Source organism: Opitutia bacterium ISCC 52 (assembly GCA_014529675.2).
Taxonomy (GTDB): Bacteria; Verrucomicrobiota; Verrucomicrobiia; order Opitutales; family UBA2995; genus UBA2995.
Genome location: CP076040.1, coordinates 987729 through 1004844 on the forward strand (window position 1 = coordinate 987729; position 17116 = coordinate 1004844).

Genomic DNA, 17116 nt, shown 5'->3' on the forward strand with positions numbered 1-17116 from the left:
TTAAGGAGTCGTTCGACCAGATTTCTCCGCCCGGACTAGCTCTTCTCGAAGTTGTATTGCGATGCTCGGATAATCATCCAATAGGTTGATAGATTCGTCGAAGTCTCGGTCAAGATGGTAGAGTTGTTTGTGGCTTTGTGGATTGGCGATTTCTCTAGCGAGAAAGTCTAGCTTGTCTTCAGGTATGGAGTCGGGTGCTGTCCAGGGTCGAATATACTTCCAGCCATCTCTGACGATGGCACGTACGCCCAGGGGAGATTGGACAATGACGTGATCTCTAGCTGCAGGTGCGGTGGGATCTTCAATTACTTGGGGCCAGAAGCTAAAACTATCTTCGCCCTGATTGTGTCCGTAATCCACGTCCAGCAAATCGCTCATACTGGCAAAAATATCGAGGAGAGAAATGAGCTTATCGCTACTTTGGCCACTTTGTATCTGACCAGGCCAATGAACAATAAAGGGAACGCGAAAGCCCCCTTCGTAGATGCTCCACTTTCCTCCACGCATGTGACCACACTGAAGATGTCCCATGTCTCGGGCATCTCCGGCAGGTCCTAATGCAGGCTCGTCCGACTCTGACTGAACGGCGACTCCTCCATTGTCACTGGTGAAGATCACCAGCGTATCGCGGTGTTTACGCGCTTTGTCCACTGCTGCAAGGACTTCACCCACTTGTGCATCCAATTCCTGGACAAAATCCCCGTAGAGGCCGCAGTCGCTTGTGCCTTGATATTTCTTTGCCGGGGTAACCGGTCCGTGGGGAATGTTGTGAGCGTAATAAAGGAAGAAGGGCTCTTTGTCGGCTCCTGTGTTTCGATGGATGAATTCTACGGCTTTGTCTGTGATCGTCTGGGCAACGCTTTCATTGCTCCAATAGACTGCGGGATCCCAGGCACTGATGGTTTGTTTGGTCACCATGAATTGGGCACCGGGAGGAATCACTGCTTTTTCTGAGGTCACCTTGTCTCCTGGCTTACGATCATAGAAGTCGTGATTCTCAATGAAGAACTTTGGCTGGTTGGCCACGTTAGCTGCCATACCAAAGTAGTAATCGAATCCAACTTCGAGGGGGCCAGGACCAATTTTTTTATCGGCTGTCCAATCGTAGTATTGGTCAAAATTCTTAAACTCACCGAATCCGAGGTGCCACTTACCAATTACGCCAGTCTTGTAGCCTTTTTTCTTAAAGAGTGTGCCCAGCGTTTCGCGATCCAACTCAATGGCCAACCCCTGGCCATCCTGGATCACCTTGGTCGGAGGATGCTGCTCACTTCGCCAGTAATAGCGACCCGTCAGCATACTGTAGCGAGTGGGTGAACAAACGGAGGAGGGCGTGTAGGCCCTGGTAAACTTCATGCCTTCCTTGGCGAGGCGATCAATATGAGGCGTAGCTATCAGTTCTGCGCCGAACGCTCCCACATCGTTGTATCCCAGATCATCGGCGAGTATCAGAACCACATTGGGCGATTCTTTTTCCGCTGAGAATAGGGAGGAGGCAACCAGAAGGTAGAGAAAGAGTAGGCTATGTCTTAGGATCATGGCCTCATTGTCGATGAGGTTGGCCCCGGGTGCAAGCGTATCAATCCAGGCATTAAATAATGAAGCACAGAAGTTTTTAGCGTTTCTCAAATGGTTCCAGCTCCACGCCGTGACAATCTGAGCAGCTAGAGAAATTTTCACGGTACTGCGCGTGGCAGCAGGGGCAATAACTCGCTGTCGATTGGTCTGCTTGCTTTGGGGGAGCGATCAGATCTTTCTTAGAGAATCCTTGTTGTGCAATGAAGTGATCAAGAGCGCTTTGAAATGTTTCGGGCGGTGGAGCATTCATTGAGAATGTTAGATGCCTGAGGTAAATGGATAGTTGCAGCTTGAGGGACTTCCGATTATCCAATGCAGCCGAGACAGCGAGTGGATGTTGAAGGGGCAGCGATTGGCTCATCAGTTGTTGTCCGGCATGCATGGCCTGCCACGGAAACAATGAGCTCAGGGCTACGACCCAACGTTGTTTTTTACTCTTTGGGTCCAAGCGTTTGGTGGTGAAGAATGCTATGAATAATTGATATATGACAAAGACAAAAGCGCTGAACAACACGTATGGGAAGACGGTTTCTTTTCTCAAAATATAGCTGAGTGGAATCGCCCCTAAAAATATCAATGTGAGAATGAATCCGTTAAAGCGCAGCCATTGGGTAATCGCTTTGGCGCGGTGGACCAAACGAGCAGCGCGCGTTGGGCTAAGATGAGTTTTATAAAACAACTCAATGCTCCTTTCCCGTTGGGTAAGGGTGGCATCCTTTAGCTCTTGGAGGAGTTCTAATAAATGTGCTGCATACTTGCCGTTTGGTAGCTTGAGCTTGTAGTCATTTCTCAAATACAGGGCAGAAGCTTCCTGTCGTAGCTCTGCATCTTGCCAATCCAAGTAGCGCCCCTCCGGTAGGATCAACCGATCTTTGGTGAGATGAAAGGGGAGTTCCGCTGCGAGGCATTGGGGAAACCATATGCTTGGCCAAGGATTAAAGAGAATAGCCTTCTGGCGGCCATATAGAAGATCGTGAGCTTTAGACTGTTTCCAGTATTTGAGGCAACGAATCCATCCTGCACTCTGCGGGAGTACCCAATAGATGCTTTCCCATAAGTAAAAGGCGGCGAGAACGAGTATGAATGTCTGGCCGTCACTCATTAGGGTAAGTCGTCGCTCTGACTAACTCAGGCTTTTCCTGTTACTTTCTTGAAGAATTTTGCAATCCCAGCTCCCACGACTGCCAACCCAATTAGGATGGGTTTCAGGAATTTTCCGAGTAGGCCCGTTTTGGCCGCTGCAAATAAAGCGCCGCCAGCGATGAGCCCTGTCAGACCGTATTTTGCGATTTTGTCACCTTCTTTGAATTCGGAGTAACGGTTACCTGAATTGTATTCGTAGGTGGTCAAAAGGTTCTGGTAATCTGGAAGGATCGCATCCAGGGCATCCGGATTACAGACCAGGGTCGCATTCATGATGCCGTAACGGCCCAGTAACTTAGTGAAAAAGTTAATGGTGACTCCACCGTCTTCTCCTTGCAATTTCGTCGCCCATTCCAAGTTGTTGGTTTGTGGATTGTAGTTGGGTGGTACGGCCCATCCTAGAAGGGTGAGTGTCTCCAGTCCCATTTCTTTACGTCGTTCATTACCGGCGGCGTTCCCGGCTTTGAGATCCTTCAGGATAGCATCCGCATCGAGGGAATCCTTTTCATCGTCGTTTACATAGCCATCGTCTGTGAATTCAAAGACGACAAACCAGCTGAGGTCGGATGGGCAAATAAGACCGTTTTCAATGTTGGTGGGTATGTTGCCAAACATATCCATCAAGCGGCGCGTATCCTTGGCTTGAATAAAACTGTATCCTGCGGGGACTTCGATGGTGGCAATGTCGTCTAGCTGGCCCGTGCCTTCGGTTTGTCAGTCCATGTTTTGCAGCTCAATTTCGAAGGGTGAGAGCTCTTGTTCGGCTTCTGCCTCTTGGGCGTGAAGGGCAGTCGTGGTAAACAGGCTTACGATGATGAGATATGAGTGGAGGGATTTCATAGCTTATATTAGGATGAGGTTATTACCTATGTAATCGAAACTGATTACAGAGTGGAAATGAGTTTGAGGGTCGTAGGAATAGGATAAGATGGCCTTGAATGGTTTGAAGGGAACCTGGAAGTATTTGCTGTTTGGGGCAACCTTGGAACATCGCAGTCTTATGGAGATTTACGAAAAAATCACTCCAGCGCCTCCATGATAATCGGATAGAGCCTGATCTCAATGGCACTAACTTAAGCCATGTTATCGATGAATTATCGTATCAAGACCGTCGACGGGGTCATTCCTTGCAATCTTGACGAAGCTTGCGAAGTCAACCGATTCAAGGATTGACCCCCCTCAAATGGAAGCCGACTTTAGATTTGCCAAATATTGCTTAAGTTAGCGCCTTACCTTATCCACCCTTCAAATAGGAGACTGCTCTGGGCAAAGTCCTAAACCTAGCCCAATTGGGAGATCGTTCCTGTGCTGGCGTTGTTAAAATGGTCTTTTTCAACACCGAACTTTTGGAGTATTGTCAGGTGCAGGTTCGCCAGCGGGGTATGCTCGTCGCAGATGACGTGTCCTTTAGGCTGTAATGCTCCTCCTCCACGACCTACCACAACAATCGGCAGGTTCTCTTTCTTGTGTCCGTTCCCGTCCTTCATGCTCGATCCGTATAGAATGGTCGAGTTGTCCAGCAGGCTGCCATTGCCTTCGTCGATATTGCTCATGCGTTCAAGCATGTAAGCCAAATTTTGCACATACCAGCGACTGACCCGAGTGTATTCGTCAACGGCCTGGTCTTGGAACTTGTGGTGGGACATGCCATGGTGATCGGAGGTCACTCCATCGAGGAACGAGAAGTTCTGGCGACTAAACCCGTGGGCGGTCATCAAGGTTCCGACCCGTGTGGTGTCCGTCCAGAATGAGAGAACCATCAGGTCCATCATCAATCTTAAATGCCTGGCGCGATCCTGAGGGATTCCAGCCTCTGGGCGCAAATACTCCGGTTTCGTAATGGGATTCCAGGTACGCTCTTGTGGGTTTAAAGTATTTTCAATTTGCACTTCGACCGAGCGCACGCTGTCCAGGTATTCACCGATCTTGTGCTTGTCCTGGTAACTGGCTTTGCGCTGCAGGCTCTTGGCGTCATCGAGGACGAGGTCTACCACACTTTTGCGGTAGGCCGCCTTGCGCTGAGCTTCCGGTCCAGAGTTGTCACGGAACATTCGATCGAATGCCACGCGTGGATTTATTTCGGGAGAGACCCGGGTGGTTTCAGAGCTCCAGGAAACGGTATTGGCAAAAGAAATGGGATTGCGGCCTGCATTACCTTGGCGAGGGGGTTCGGTTCCTAATATGACCGATGGGAAGGGGGTTTCCTTGCCGATCGCTTGGGCGACCATCTGGTCGAGAGAGACGGCGTTCTTGTCACCTTCGATGGTTTTTCCGGTTAGGAATGCCCCGGTCATCTGCACGTGACCTTTTCCGGTATTGTCCAGGTTTGAAAGAACCGTCAGCTCGCGCTTAAGATTTTGCAGGGGCTTTAGGATGGGGGAGAGCTCGAATTGTTTGCCTACCCCTGTGACGTCCCAGGCTTCTGGAAAAACACCATTGGGTTGAAAGATACAGGCCAGTCGAGTCGGTGGAGTTGCGACCGCTTTGGCCGAAGTGCTCCCCATGATGTCGAGGTAGGGAAGGGCCAGGCTTGCGCCTACGCCTTTGAGAAAACTTCTGCGGGATATGTGCCAACTTTTACTCATCTTCGGGATTGGGGTGTTGAAATTGGAAGGGGTAGCTCAATGCGACTTCTGATATTAAAGTGCGTGCACTGTAGTTGTCTTTTTCCAGGGCGGCAATAATTTTTAAAATGGCAGCTTCGTCGTAGTGTTTCAGGTCTCTACCGAGGCCGTAAGCTAGCATGCGCTCGACAACGTTGCGAATGAATGGAGCTTGTTCTTTCGCGAGTAGGTAGTCCTTTAACTCCACTGCACCGCTGAATTCATGGCCGTCCGGCATGATTCCGGAGCTGTCGATCGACACTCCGTTTTCCATGGTACGGAAACGACCGATAGCGTCAAAGTTCTCTAATCCAAACCCAATGGGATCGATCTTCTCATGGCAATCGACACAGCTGGGATTGCGGCGATGTTCTTCAAATTCTTCTCGCAAGGTCTGGCCTTTTTTCTGTCCCGCGTTCTCTGGAAGGATACCTGCGTCCGCTGGCGGCTCCGGAATTCGATTGCCCAAGAGCGTTTCGAGTACCCACTTTCCGCGGCTGACCGGATTCGTGCGGACTGGGTTGGAAGTAGCAGTCAGAATGCTTCCCATCCCGAGCAGTCCGCCGCGGTTGCGGTCTTCGAGTTTTACCAGTCGCATGTCACTGCCCTCTACGCCTTTGATGCCGTAGTGCATAGCGAGTGCATCGTTGAGGTAAGTCTCCTCCGAATCGAGTAGCTGGAGTAAGCTCCCTCCATCGTGAACCAGGGATTGAAACATCATCGAGGTTTCCGCCTTCATGGCTTCCATGAGAGGGGGAGTGAAGTCTTTGAAGGAACGAGGATCCGGAACCACGTTGATACCAAGTGATTCATAGCCCAGCCATTGACCAAGGAAGGTTTCCATGGAACGGGCTGCCCGTGGATCCTTCAACATGCGGTCGACCTGTTGTTTTAGAATCCTGGGTTGATGAAGCCGTTTCTTCTTGGCTAGCTCGAAGAGTTCTTCATCGGGCATAGTCATCCAGAGAAAGTAAGAAAGACGAGAGGCCAACTGGTAGTCGTTAAGCTGATACTCCTTTTCCTTGTTCGACGGTGCCAGTTCGGGACGATAGAGAAAATGGGGTGAAACCAGCACACCTGTCAGCGCCAGCTTAACCGATTCTTTGAAAGGGTCGCCGTTTTTGGAAGCCAGCTTAAATAGGTCCACATACTTGGCTACTTCCCGTCGAGATACTTTTCTTCTGAAAGCGCGTTCGGTGAAGCGTTCAATGATTTTGGTGGCGGCTTTTGTTTCTGACGTTCCTTTTCCCGGTTCCGCAATAAAAACCACGGATTTTCCACCTGCATCTTCAGGTAGGACCGGTCCATGTACTTTTACCCAGTCAATACCCACACTCTGTGCGCGTAGTTGGGGGGTTGCCTCCACGGGTTTGATATCCGCAATGGCAGCGAGTATACCCTCATTGCCAGCAAACTTCTCTTCGTTGAAACTCCGGTATTGGGCATTAAAGTCCTCGATAGAAAGATTGAGCTTACGTGCCAATTCATCCGATGCATCTTTGACCAGTTCAAGCCGTTGGAAGATATTGTCCTTGTAATTGATGATTTCATTCGGATCGCCCTGGGTGCCGAGTAGCCGAAGCTGCTCATAACGCTGCTGCATAGACTTGGCATGTTCGTTCAAGCGCCGGATGGAATTTCTGATGCTATTTGAGTTGTCGTCAGAATGTGGGTACAGAGGTGTGTTTTCGTTGATGCCGATTTGGACAAGTTTGCCTGCATTGGTAGGGAGCTGTTTGTAATTCGTTATTGGCTCTGATTTCGGTTTATATAAAACGGCTGGCTTCTGAATGTTCCAGGCAACTTGATGACTGCCCTTGGGAACAAATGCGGTAATCGAGTAAGTGTCCGGCTCGGTCTTGTAGATTTCGATGTCGCCCTTGATTTCGTCGTTAATTCTCAAACGCGTACCGGTGGGACCTTCCGTGCTTAACGCCCAAATGGTAAATTTGTAGAATCCATCATGGGGGAAATCCATGGATTCATAGAGCGTCATTTGTCCACGATTGATGACATAGCCTTTGAAATTGTCCCCGATGACTTTCGGTGTTTCCCGCGTCTCAGTCATGAACATGTCTTCCGACTCATAGTAGTAATTGATCGGATCTTTTTCAAAGGATAGCAACGCGTCCAACGAGCGTTCCGCAGCCTCAAAGTACCTCTCCATTTGCACAGGTGTAATAAACAAATTGTCGCGGTCGTTGGTGAATCCGCTTTGTCCCTCTCCATCCTGATTAAATACGTTGCCCGGATTAAAATCGAAACCAAGTAAATCGCGCATCGTGTTATTGTACTCCACCTTGGTCAGGCGGGGCATGGTCACGTGGCCTGGATTTTTGATTTTGCTCCAGTCGATTTCGTTCAGCGTTTGCTCCAACCATTCGACGAGCATGCGGCGTTCTTCAGGCGAGGGCAGGGGTTCCTCATCTGGCATTTCTTCTTCACGGACGACATGGATCACATCCTGCCACAGCCTGTGCTCTTTCATTAAAGTCCGCTTGTCGTGAAAACTGGAAAGTTGGATGTCACCCTTTTGTTTCTCCTCTCCGTGACAGCGGTAGCAGTACTCTTCCAGTATAGGACGAATATCGTTTTCGTAGCTCAGGGAAGCTAGGTCAGTTTTGGCTGAGAGGCTTGGGGTTAGCCATAAAGGGGCACTGCAACCAAATAGCGTCAGTAACAATCTAAATAACTGGGGTAGGCCTTTTGGCATAATAACAATAGGGTAGGAAAGACGGATGAAGGCTAGAGGGATCGAAGGAAGTGACAATACCGAAAACTGTTCGAGCTGCTAAACAAGTTGAATAATAGAAGGTATTTAACCCTACCCTAAAGTAGCACAGGCATCTTGCCTGTGCTACTTTATTTATCTGATGTCCAAGTTTGATACTAAACGGCTGCCTGAAGATTGGGACGAACTCGCACCAGACGGTTCTCGTGTAAGGAAATTGTTGCGCGTGAGCTCCGGTGATATGGCGCACTTTGAGTTACCGGCTGGCGAGACCTCCACGGCTGAGATTCACCCGGACTTCGAAGAGATGTGGTACTTTATTGCAGGTAGGGGTGAGATGTGGCGGAAGCAGGGAGACCGAGAAGAATTGGTTTCAGTTGAGCCGGGTGTCAGTATTTCCATACCTAAGAACACTATCTTTCAATTTCGCTCTTTAGGAGAGAAATCACTGGAAGCGGTTGTAGTGACTATGCCACCTTGGTCGGGTGAAGCCTCAGTTGAAAACGTGGAAGGCATTTGGGAACCGACCTTGGGTAAGCGGGCGAAATCTTAATAGATCAAGAACGGTTGCCGCGCTTCACCATACCAGTCCTCGAAGGTTTCCAATTCTTCAAATACTTGCTCCAGCGAACTCCGGCCTTCAATCACGTCCCTCAGCGTTGATCCTCCATAAAGCAGGTCGATTGCTGGAACGTCCTTGATGAACTCGTAGGGATCTTTTCTCCATTGGAACTCATTGGGGAAGGCTCTGGCGGCAGCGACTAACAGTAGAATGCCAAGTCGATAACTCCGAAGGTGCGTTCGATCTTCTACTGTGATTCGAATACCCTGGCACGTCTCTCCTGCATGTTTTTGGTATTTAGGAATGAAGGTACTTGGTTCAATGGAAACACCCTCCATAGGCAGCTCGAGTTCTGAAAGGGCACTTAGCCAATCTTCTCCATTGGCAAAGGGAGCACCGAGTAAGAGAAAGGCTTCGTCGGTTCCTCGTCCTTCCGATAGGTTGGTCGCTTCAAATAAACAGGTCCCGGGGTAGACGGTGGCCGCATCTAGGCTTGGCATATTGGGTGAAGGCTTCACCCAGGGAATACTTGTTTCATCCAGGTATAGCTCACGCTGCCAGCCCTCGACTTGAATGACCTCCAAGTCACACGAGTGAGGCGCAATCGCTTCATCCCCGCCTCCGAATCCTTTTTGAAACAGAAGTGCGAGTTCACCCAGCGTCATTCCATGGCGGTTGGCAATGGGGCCGATGCCGCAAAAGGAACGATAGGGGCTTTTTAAGGGAGATCCCTCGATTGTTACTCCGTTGATCGGATTCGGACGGTCCAGAACCATTAGCTTTGTATCTGTTGTGTCTGCCACCTGCATGCAGTAGGCCATCGTCTGGGAATAGGTATAATAGCGGGTACCTATATCAGGTAGATCGACGACCAGTATGTCCAAACCCTTCAGTTGTTCTGGGTCTGGACTTAAGCTTTCGGGGCCACTGCCGTACAGACTTACGACCTCGAGGTCGCCCTGCCGTTCATCCTCGACGGCCTCCATATCCTGGGCAGTGCCTCGGAATCCATGTTCGGGGGTGAAGATCCTTTTCAATCTGCAGTTCTGGTAGCTGGAGAGAAGGTCGACCAGATGCTCACCGTTTGAATCAACGGAGACTTGATTGCACAAAATGCCGACGCTGCTGTTTTCGAGAAAGGTGAACGCTTCCTTGATCGCAACTTCGATTCCTGATCGCACTGGATTCATTAGGAAATGGCTGAGTGTTTAAGGATTAATGGCTGGTTGTCGCTCTGATTTTAATTGCTAGGGTGAATTCCAGCACCATATTTATAGGACTGCTTATTCGAATGTCGATTTTACTATGCCCACCCCTAAACCAATGAATGACTCTAAAATAAACCGAAGAACCTTTATCGCTGCCGCCGGCGCCACCGCGGCCGTGGCCGCAACCGGAAAATTGTCCCATGCACGGGCAAATGAACCGGGTCCCAATTTCGAGTGGAAGAATAGGAAGAGTTCTATGGCTTATCGGCGCCTTGGGAGAACCGAATTGATGGTATCGGAAATTGTTGTGGGAGGTCTCGCGGTGGATGAGCAGCCCGGTCGCTGGGAGTTTTTGGAAGCAGGAATCGATCTTGGTATCAATTATATCGATACAGCATCGAATTACCGGCGCGGAGGCAGTGAGCGAGGAGTTGCCAATGTGATCAATACCTCTTCAAAGCGCGATCGCGTCTTTCTGACCTCAAAGACCAGTATGTGGCTCAAGCAAGCTCGGGCAAAGCCCTACACGGCCATTTGGGAATCTTTGAATGTTCGCGAACAAGCACGTGTTCGCTCTGAGATTGGAGCGCGAATCAAAGAGCGAGGCGTTTTTGAAGAATACTACCTGTGCAATTACGGCACCTGGCAAGTCACCGAAGCAGAGAAACTGTTGCGCGATGACGTGCTTGAAGATTGGTATGGTGATCGTTTAACAGACGATATTCGTCGCGGCATGACGCAAGGACTGATTACCGAACTTGAATCGAGCCTGAAGAACATGGGCACCGACCATGTGGATATTCTATTTGCCGCTCATGGTGCAACCCATGCCAAGCATCTTGAATGCCCCGAGCTTCTCGAAGCGGTGGATATTCTTAAACGACAGGGCAAGGTACGCTTTCTTGGAGTCTCAGCTCACAATGATCCTGCTTTTATTGCGCGTGCCGCCGCCGATTCAAAATACTACGATATGGCGATGGTCGCCTACAATATTTCCAATGAGGCCTGGATGACCTCCGCATTGGAATACGCTCACGAAAAGGACCTGGGGATTGTCGCTATGAAAGTTGCTCGTGCTCCACACCCGGATCGTGGAGGCGAGGTGGATCCCTTGCCTGGGTTGGTTGAGAAGATGCATAAGCTGGTACCTGGCGACATGCACATCGCCGAAAAGGCTTATATTTGGGGACTTCGAAATCCGCACATTGCGGCCTGTATTTCGGCCATGACCAGTGAAGCGATGATTCGTAGCAATGCTGCGTTGACCGGAAAGAGTAAACACGCAGTCAGAGGCTGAGTAGTTGCGTTGTCAGTTTTTTTTAAGGATTACTCTAGATGAATTCACTTTTTAGTCCTATGAAAAGTCGAGCCATCCAGATGTCGGTGTTAGTCATTTTGCTTTTCAGTCTGACGGGCCATGCATTCTTAGGAACATTCTACGCTCCCGACAATCGCGACGGGATTGTGATTACTCTCAAAGAAGTAGATGGATTATATTCCGGCACCTTGAGAGTGGAAGGGGAAGTGTATCAGGTAGAGTGTTTTGATCAGGGTGGATTCCTTGAAGGGCAGGTGCTGTGAAAACCGATACGTGTTTCAGTAGCTCGAAATGGTCCTTACATGGAATTGAGTTTGGTGAACATCACTTGGGGTGCTTTGCCGGATCCTACCACGGCCAGAACCTACGCCTTGGAAATGCAGGGGGAAACATCTTCTGCCGCAGCCAATTACGTGCAGTCGGGTCCCGGGGGCACGCAGGCCGTTGTATTCAATGGGATGCTTTTAGAACGAAAGCAGCTAGAAGATTTCTTTAAACAATATCGTCATTATCCGCTACCAGGCAATTATTGGTATGACCCCGTCAGTGGTCTATACGGCGCGGTGGGGTTTGATGCCTTTGGCTATTTGCGTCCAGGGCATCAGTATGGTCCATGTTGGCGGGTAGCTGAAAAGGGGACTCTCGTTTCTTTATCAATGGTCGCAATCTCTCCAGGAATGAGGCTCTCGTTTGGAGACGATTGCTGGGACGAGATTTAAGACCGGGGAATTACCATTTCGATGGGCTCGGCAATCTCGAACTTGAAGGGCTTAGAGAATTTCATTACAACTTATTTGAGCATGCAGATGTTTCCTCTCTAGAGATGCCTGCTGGTATGGGAGATTTCTATTGGACGAATCGATTCAAATGTGGTCGTGGAAGCAACCAAAGACGAGGGGATTATTATAGTGTCCCTGGTTATGGACCTGAGGGGTATGGGTTTCTTGGAGAGCTGCAGCCGAGGGAAGAGTGAGATCCGTCCTAATGCGTCATCGCGTAGAAGATGATGTTGATACCCATAGGATAGGAATTCTTGTCTGAGTATTTCCTGAAATACTCGATGTCTTCACCTTCTCGCTCCCAACCGTCAACCAGGTCATTGTTGTGGCAAAGGATGGCCATCATGCGACCCCTCTTGTCAAAGAAACCATAGTAGTGGGGGGCGTTATCTTTCTCCGTTCCATCGAGCGGGTGATAACTTAGACCTTGTTGCCATATGTGGATGGCCACAGTTTGCGGTTTATGACGCAGGTCGTAGACATTGTGAAATATCGGGTGATCCAGATCTAGTTCCCGCGGCTCCAGCTCAGGGAACACGCGCTTCATTTGGAGGTAGAAGTGGTCCCATTGTTCGCTTCCCCAGAATTCATCCACCATGAGGAAGCCACCATTGAGCAGATGGCTCCTCAGTGCTTGGGCCTCTGCATCTGTAAAGACTACCGAACGAGGAGCGATGATGAATATAAAGGGATATTTGACGAGATCAGGGTCGGTTAACTCCAGGTAGACCGGATGCGGATTCGTCTTCAGTGAGGTGAGTTCCTGTAAGCGGTAAGAGATGTTCCAGTCGGCCTCAGGATAGTCGCCATCCCAGCCCCGCCTATAGTGAGGCCTGTACTTGATCCGAGCAAAAGTGAACACATCCTCTTCAAATCCAGGAGTATTCTCCCACATGGGGAATTCGCTACGGTCTGGATAGCCCCGTCGGAAGCCACCACCGCCACGGCGCTGAGCCAGCATAATGCCGGTCAGGACCAGGAGTAGTCCTAGTATCAATAATACGTTGCGAATCGAAAACATGGAGATGTTGAAGAACGGCTCATTTAGCAGCAGATACCGCTTCGGGTAAAAGACTAACCCCAAACCTTTCAATCGCCTTCAAAAGTGCAAGATGTATAATATTAAAATACAATAAGTTACGAAATATAGTTCTATTTTCCTCGGCCTCACACAAAGTGAATTTACATAAGCACACCTTCGAAGACTAAAATCGACATGCGCGAAATGCTGCGATGTTCCGGTCTCCTTCGGATCCGGTCTTGTCGTCGTTTCACTCCTCGGAACCAGCCTGCAATCCGTTTGGTCACGTAGTTATCTACGCTCCCGCACGGACTTGCAATCTGCGCCTTGCTTTTCATCACATTGATTGATGCCGCAAGCTCGGAACGGCTTTTTGAAACACTTGGGTAAAATTACGGGAGCTCCGAGGAATAAGCAGGGTTTGCCAGAACTCTTTCTAGGTGTTGAATACTACGAAATTGAAACACGCCATCCAAATTCTGCTCTGTCTCGTTATCAGCTGTTCGTGGCTTTCAGCGGCACCCCCGTTCACGGGGACTATCTTCCTAGATCCCGATATTATATTCCCGAGTGATCCGACCACCTATCTCGAGTTGGAAGATGCAGGGCAGGATGATCGCCTGATGTTTGATCGTCGGCCGGCGGCTTTTGTTACCTACAATGCCTTTCTGTTCAATGCCCATTACTTAGGAGACAAGTCCATTGAAATTCAGGTCAACCCGGAGTTTGAAACGGTAGAAGCTGCTCGGGTGGAAGCGCTTCGCTTCGCGCCAGTGATCGGTCGTTTGCCAAATGTGCTTTTGAAAGATGTGGAGACCGTTTGGATACACAAAGGAAACAATCCCTTTGGTGGAGGGAATAACAACCTGCTCATTCATACCGAGCAGGCGGATGATTATATCTCCGATGGGATTCTGGAGGAAACGCTGGTTCATGAAGCTTCCCATACATCACTGGATGCGGAGCATGCCGAGTCTGATGGGTGGATAGCTACTCAAAATGCGGATCCTGATTTTATTTCCACCTATGCCCGGGATAACTCTACCCGAGAAGATGTTGCTGAGACGTTTCTTGTTTGGCTGGCGGTACGTCATCGCCCGGACCGAATTTCTGATTCATTAAAAGAGACCATTGAGGCGACCATTCCTAATCGTTTGGAATATTTTGATGAGCAGGATCTCGATTTGTTTCCCATTATAATTCCCGAGAAGGCACCTAAATTAAAGGAGTTTAATCTAAACCTTAATCGCTTAGACTTTTACCTTAAATGGGAATCTCGCTTGGCCAGTCTCTATGATGTGGAGAGCTCGATAAATCTCAAAGACTGGTCTGTGTTGAAAGCCGGTATCGAATCGCAGGGAGAAACCACAGAGACAAGCGAGGAGCTCCCAGAAAGCTATGATCAAATATTTTTTCGAATAAAGGAAACCGGCGATAGCTGATCGGAAAAATGAGTTGTCCTTGGAGTTGCCCGAACGACTCCTGCCTGCTTTGCTTCGGGAATGTTATTTCGAGTTCTCTGTTTCTTTTGCCTGATAGCTGCGTCCGTTGTTCCTCTTCAATCAGCCAGTACGCCCAACATTATTCTCATCTTTTGTGACGATCTGGGGTATGGCGATTTGGGCACCTACGGATCTCAGGTCAATCGAACGCCTCGTATTGATGGACTGGCCAGTGAAGGCATGCAGTTCTCGGAGTTTTATTCTTCCAGCCCTGTCTGTACTCCATCTCGGGCCAGCTTGTTGACCGGCAGCTATGCCCGGCGAGTGGATATGCACGAAGACTTTACCGGCCACTGGGTTTTGATTCCTCGTAGTCGCCGCGGTCTCCACCATGACGAGCTGACGATCGCTGAAGCTCTGAAAACAAAGGGTTATGCGACCGCCTGTATTGGTAAATGGCACTTGGGCGACCAGCCCGAGCATCTGCCGACGAAGCATGGATTTGATTATTACTATGGTATTCCATACTCAAACGATATGCAGCAGGCCAAGCGTGGGGATCCGCCTTTGCCACTGGTTCATGGCGACAAGGTGATCGAAGCGCCAGCCGATCAAAGCACCCTCACCAAGCGCTACACTGAAGAGACGATAAAATTTATCGAGGCCAATCAAAATCAACCGTTCTTTCTCTACCTGCCTCATACCTTTCCGCACTTGCCGTTGTTTGCATCCCCAGCTTTCAAGGATAAGAGTGCCAACGGTCGCTATGGAGATTCGGTCGAGGAGATTGACTGGTCGACTGGCGAAATACTCGACTGTCTTGATCGTCTGAGCCTGGCTGAAGATACGATTGTGATCTTCACGTCCGATAATGGGTCCAATGGTCGCAACGGAGGTTCGAATCTCCCATTAGCTGGCAGAAAAGGAACTACAATGGAAGGAGGCATGCGAGTCCCTATGATCATTCGCTGGCCCGGTAAAATTCTTGCGGGAAGTAGCTGTAGTGAGCTGGCAACTACGATGGATTTTCTTCCCACTTTCTGTGCCATCACTGGAGCAGAAGGACCTTCGCTTCCGATCGATGGGTATGACATCCAACCGCTGCTCTATAGCGCCGAGAATGCATCTACCCCTTATGAGGTGTTTTACTACTACCGTCGTCGACAACTGCAGGCTTTGCGTTCTGGGGATTGGAAATACCATCTCGAATTGGGAGAGACGCATTTGAACTGGACGACTCCGGTGCCCCTTTCTGAAGGACGATCTGCCAAGCTGGTAAACTTGGTGTCCGATTTACAGGAGACAACGGATCTTTCGGACCAGTATCCCGATGTATTGAAACAAATGCAACGCCTGGCTGCTGAAGCCGTCGAGCGGTACGGAAACGACGGAGTCGAGGGATCTGAGCAGCGTGAGTCCTATACCTTGACGTTTTCAACGCCTATGATTTTGGAGAAGTAGGGGAAGAGGTGACTATCCTTTTTTATCTCCCTGCACTTTCTTTGGCCCTCGCTTCATAGCCTTTGCCTGAACCTCCACATAGACAGAGCCTGATTGGCTTTCGGTCACACTATCAATGGCCTTGCTGATCGTTTTTATGTGCGTCGTCTCAGCGCTCTCACTATCTGTGCCCACCCGACAGTCAAAATCCCAATAGTGCATGCCTTCTGGTAGCTTTTTGTTCCTCTCCCGCTTTACGTATTTGTTCACCTCATGTTTGATCGAATCAATGACGCGAGGGGTTTTCTTGTTGGGGGCTTCCAGTGGAAAGGTCTTTTTCATGAGATGCTTATCGCTGGGTTGTGCAGCTTTGTCTAGGGCTGATCCAAATATTTTAGATTGTCACTCTCAGGAGCTGTTGTCTTTGTTCCTTCTCTTTACCTTATGAAAAACTACCTACTCTTCTCTTTACTTTCTATTCTACTGATCGGGTGTGCTGCTGAAAAAGCTGAGCAAGCCGATGTAAAACTGGGGCTTCAGTCCTGGACTTGCCGCAATATGACCTTCGAAGAGACGGTCCTTTTTGCGAAGAAGAGCGGCATCAAATACGTGGAATTTTTCCGAGGTCATATCGATCCCAATGCTCCGGAAGCGGAGAACCTGGTGAAGAAAGCCTTTCTCGAGGAGCATGGTGTCGTGGCTTACTCCATCGGTGTTAGTCGGACCTCCATGGACAAGGAAGAAAACCGCAAGCTCTTCGAAGTAGCCAAACTTTTCGGCATGAAGGTCGTCATAGTAGAACCCAAGAATATGGATGAGTGGGACAATCTAGAGGAGCTGGTAAAGGAGTACGACATCAAGCTCGCCATTCATAACCACGGCACCGGCACTGTCTATGGCGATCCGGCGACGGTTAGAGGTGTTTTAGCGGAGCGTGATGAACGTATCGGCGTATGTATGGATATCGGTTGGGTAGTAGCAGCGGGGCATAATCCGTTGGAAACCTACAAGGGCTATAATGGCCGGGTTGCAGACATGCATTTCAAGGACAAGAAGGTCGAAGAAGTGGATGGGAAACTCACTCCGATTGATACCTTGATCGGCGAAGGTCATGCTGGATTTGTTCCCTTGTTTGACGAAATGAAACGCACAGCGTGGAAGGGGGTTATTGCGATCGAAACCGATAGCAAAGAATTTCAAAAAGATCCGACCGAGCTCGTTGAAGGTGCCAAGGCATTTTTCGCTGAGCACATGGGGCATTAAAGTAGCACAGGCATCTTGCCTGTGTATG

Annotated in this window: 15 protein-coding genes; 7 read left to right on the forward strand and 8 right to left on the reverse strand. The window is 49.5% G+C overall.

Features of this window, described 5'->3' with window-relative positions; all coding sequences use genetic code 11:
- The 5 genes from GA003_04290 to GA003_04310 all read right to left on the reverse strand — a co-directional run bounded on the left by GA003_04290 (position 1) and on the right by GA003_04310 (position 8037).
- Positions 1-1680: an arylsulfatase gene (locus GA003_04290; protein ID QXD29202.1), complete on the reverse strand. Its 1680-nt coding sequence runs from the start codon at positions 1678-1680 to the stop codon at positions 1-3.
- The gene (locus GA003_04295) at positions 1616-2680 is read right to left on the reverse strand and encodes a hypothetical protein (protein ID QXD29203.1); all 1065 of its coding nucleotides are present in this window, start codon (positions 2678-2680) and stop codon (positions 1616-1618) included. Before GA003_04295 ends, GA003_04290 begins: the two co-directional genes overlap by 65 nt.
- A gap of 26 nt (positions 2681-2706) precedes the next feature.
- On the reverse strand, positions 2707-3405 hold the full coding sequence (locus GA003_04300; protein QXD30337.1) for a DUF2167 domain-containing protein: 699 nt from the start codon (positions 3403-3405) through the stop codon (positions 2707-2709).
- Between the two features lie 596 nt (positions 3406-4001).
- On the reverse strand, positions 4002-5306 hold the full coding sequence (locus GA003_04305) for a DUF1552 domain-containing protein (protein QXD29204.1): 1305 nt from the start codon (positions 5304-5306) through the stop codon (positions 4002-4004).
- Positions 5299-8037, reverse strand: coding sequence for a DUF1592 domain-containing protein (locus GA003_04310; GenBank protein ID QXD29205.1), 2739 nt, complete (start codon positions 8035-8037; stop codon positions 5299-5301). The genes GA003_04305 and GA003_04310 overlap by 8 nt, the downstream gene beginning before the upstream one ends.
- Positions 8038-8197: 160 nt before the next feature.
- Between GA003_04310 and GA003_04315 the strand changes: the two genes are divergently transcribed.
- A complete protein-coding gene (locus GA003_04315; protein ID QXD29206.1) occupies positions 8198-8608 on the forward strand; it encodes a cupin domain-containing protein in 411 nt (136 codons plus the stop codon).
- On the opposite strand, the gene GA003_04320 is transcribed toward GA003_04315, so the two are convergent.
- Positions 8605-9807 carry a DUF1343 domain-containing protein gene (locus tag GA003_04320; protein ID QXD29207.1) on the reverse strand — a complete coding sequence of 401 codons (1203 nt, stop codon included), beginning with the start codon at positions 9805-9807 and terminating at the stop codon, positions 8605-8607. The two genes, GA003_04315 and GA003_04320, sit on opposite strands and share 4 nt — an antisense overlap.
- A gap of 133 nt (positions 9808-9940) precedes the next feature.
- On the opposite strand from GA003_04320, the gene GA003_04325 reads away from it, so the two are divergent.
- The 3 genes from GA003_04325 to GA003_04335 are packed head-to-tail and all read left to right on the forward strand — an operon-like array spanning position 9941 to position 11862.
- A complete protein-coding gene (locus GA003_04325) occupies positions 9941-11122 on the forward strand; it encodes an aldo/keto reductase (GenBank protein ID QXD29208.1) in 1182 nt (393 codons plus the stop codon).
- Between the two features lie 59 nt (positions 11123-11181).
- Positions 11182-11406, forward strand: a complete 225-nt coding sequence (locus tag GA003_04330; protein ID QXD29209.1) for a hypothetical protein — start codon at positions 11182-11184, stop codon at positions 11404-11406.
- Positions 11407-11445: 39 nt separating this feature from the next.
- Positions 11446-11862 (forward strand): hypothetical protein, encoded by a 417-nt coding sequence (locus GA003_04335; GenBank protein QXD29210.1) that lies wholly within the window; start codon positions 11446-11448, stop codon positions 11860-11862.
- A 262-nt stretch (positions 11863-12124) separates the two neighbouring features.
- Here GA003_04335 and GA003_04340 read toward each other — a convergent pair whose 3' ends face one another.
- The gene (locus GA003_04340; protein ID QXD30338.1) at positions 12125-12943 is read right to left on the reverse strand and encodes a DUF4159 domain-containing protein; all 819 of its coding nucleotides are present in this window, start codon (positions 12941-12943) and stop codon (positions 12125-12127) included.
- 443 nt (positions 12944-13386) lie between these two features.
- On the opposite strand from GA003_04340, the gene GA003_04345 reads away from it, so the two are divergent.
- On the forward strand, positions 13387-14385 hold the full coding sequence (locus GA003_04345; GenBank protein ID QXD29211.1) for a hypothetical protein: 999 nt from the start codon (positions 13387-13389) through the stop codon (positions 14383-14385).
- 60 nt (positions 14386-14445) lie between these two features.
- Complete coding sequence (locus GA003_04350; GenBank protein ID QXD29212.1) at positions 14446-15846, forward strand: sulfatase; 1401 nt, start codon at positions 14446-14448, stop codon at positions 15844-15846.
- Between the two features lie 12 nt (positions 15847-15858).
- Here the strand turns inward: GA003_04350 and GA003_04355 are convergent, their stop codons facing one another.
- Positions 15859-16167 (reverse strand): hypothetical protein, encoded by a 309-nt coding sequence (locus GA003_04355; GenBank protein QXD29213.1) that lies wholly within the window; start codon positions 16165-16167, stop codon positions 15859-15861.
- Between the two features lie 102 nt (positions 16168-16269).
- Here GA003_04355 and GA003_04360 point away from each other — a divergent pair, with 102 nt between their 5' ends.
- A complete protein-coding gene (locus tag GA003_04360; protein QXD29214.1) occupies positions 16270-17088 on the forward strand; it encodes a sugar phosphate isomerase/epimerase in 819 nt (272 codons plus the stop codon).
- The last annotated feature ends 28 nt before the right edge of the window (positions 17089-17116 follow it).

What these genes read in the sequence shown, in the direction of transcription:
- GA003_04360 (QXD29214.1), top strand. Translation starts at nt 16,270, where the DNA reads ATGAAAAACTACCTACTCTTCTCTTTACTTTCTATTCTACTGATCGGG.
- GA003_04315 (QXD29206.1), top strand. Translation starts at nt 8,198, where the DNA reads ATGTCCAAGTTTGATACTAAACGGCTGCCTGAAGATTGGGACGAACTC.
- GA003_04320 (QXD29207.1), bottom strand. Translation starts at nt 9,807, where the DNA reads ATGAATCCAGTGCGATCAGGAATCGAAGTTGCGATCAAGGAAGCGTTC.
- GA003_04350 (QXD29212.1), top strand. Translation starts at nt 14,446, where the DNA reads ATGTTATTTCGAGTTCTCTGTTTCTTTTGCCTGATAGCTGCGTCCGTT.
- GA003_04355 (QXD29213.1), bottom strand. Translation starts at nt 16,167, where the DNA reads ATGAAAAAGACCTTTCCACTGGAAGCCCCCAACAAGAAAACCCCTCGC.
- GA003_04335 (QXD29210.1), top strand. Translation starts at nt 11,446, where the DNA reads ATGGAATTGAGTTTGGTGAACATCACTTGGGGTGCTTTGCCGGATCCT.
- GA003_04340 (QXD30338.1), bottom strand. Translation starts at nt 12,943, where the DNA reads ATGTTTTCGATTCGCAACGTATTATTGATACTAGGACTACTCCTGGTC.
- GA003_04325 (QXD29208.1), top strand. Translation starts at nt 9,941, where the DNA reads ATGAATGACTCTAAAATAAACCGAAGAACCTTTATCGCTGCCGCCGGC.
- GA003_04305 (QXD29204.1), bottom strand. Translation starts at nt 5,306, where the DNA reads ATGAGTAAAAGTTGGCACATATCCCGCAGAAGTTTTCTCAAAGGCGTA.
- GA003_04330 (QXD29209.1), top strand. Translation starts at nt 11,182, where the DNA reads ATGAAAAGTCGAGCCATCCAGATGTCGGTGTTAGTCATTTTGCTTTTC.
- GA003_04295 (QXD29203.1), bottom strand. Translation starts at nt 2,680, where the DNA reads ATGAGTGACGGCCAGACATTCATACTCGTTCTCGCCGCCTTTTACTTA.
- GA003_04310 (QXD29205.1), bottom strand. Translation starts at nt 8,037, where the DNA reads ATGCCAAAAGGCCTACCCCAGTTATTTAGATTGTTACTGACGCTATTT.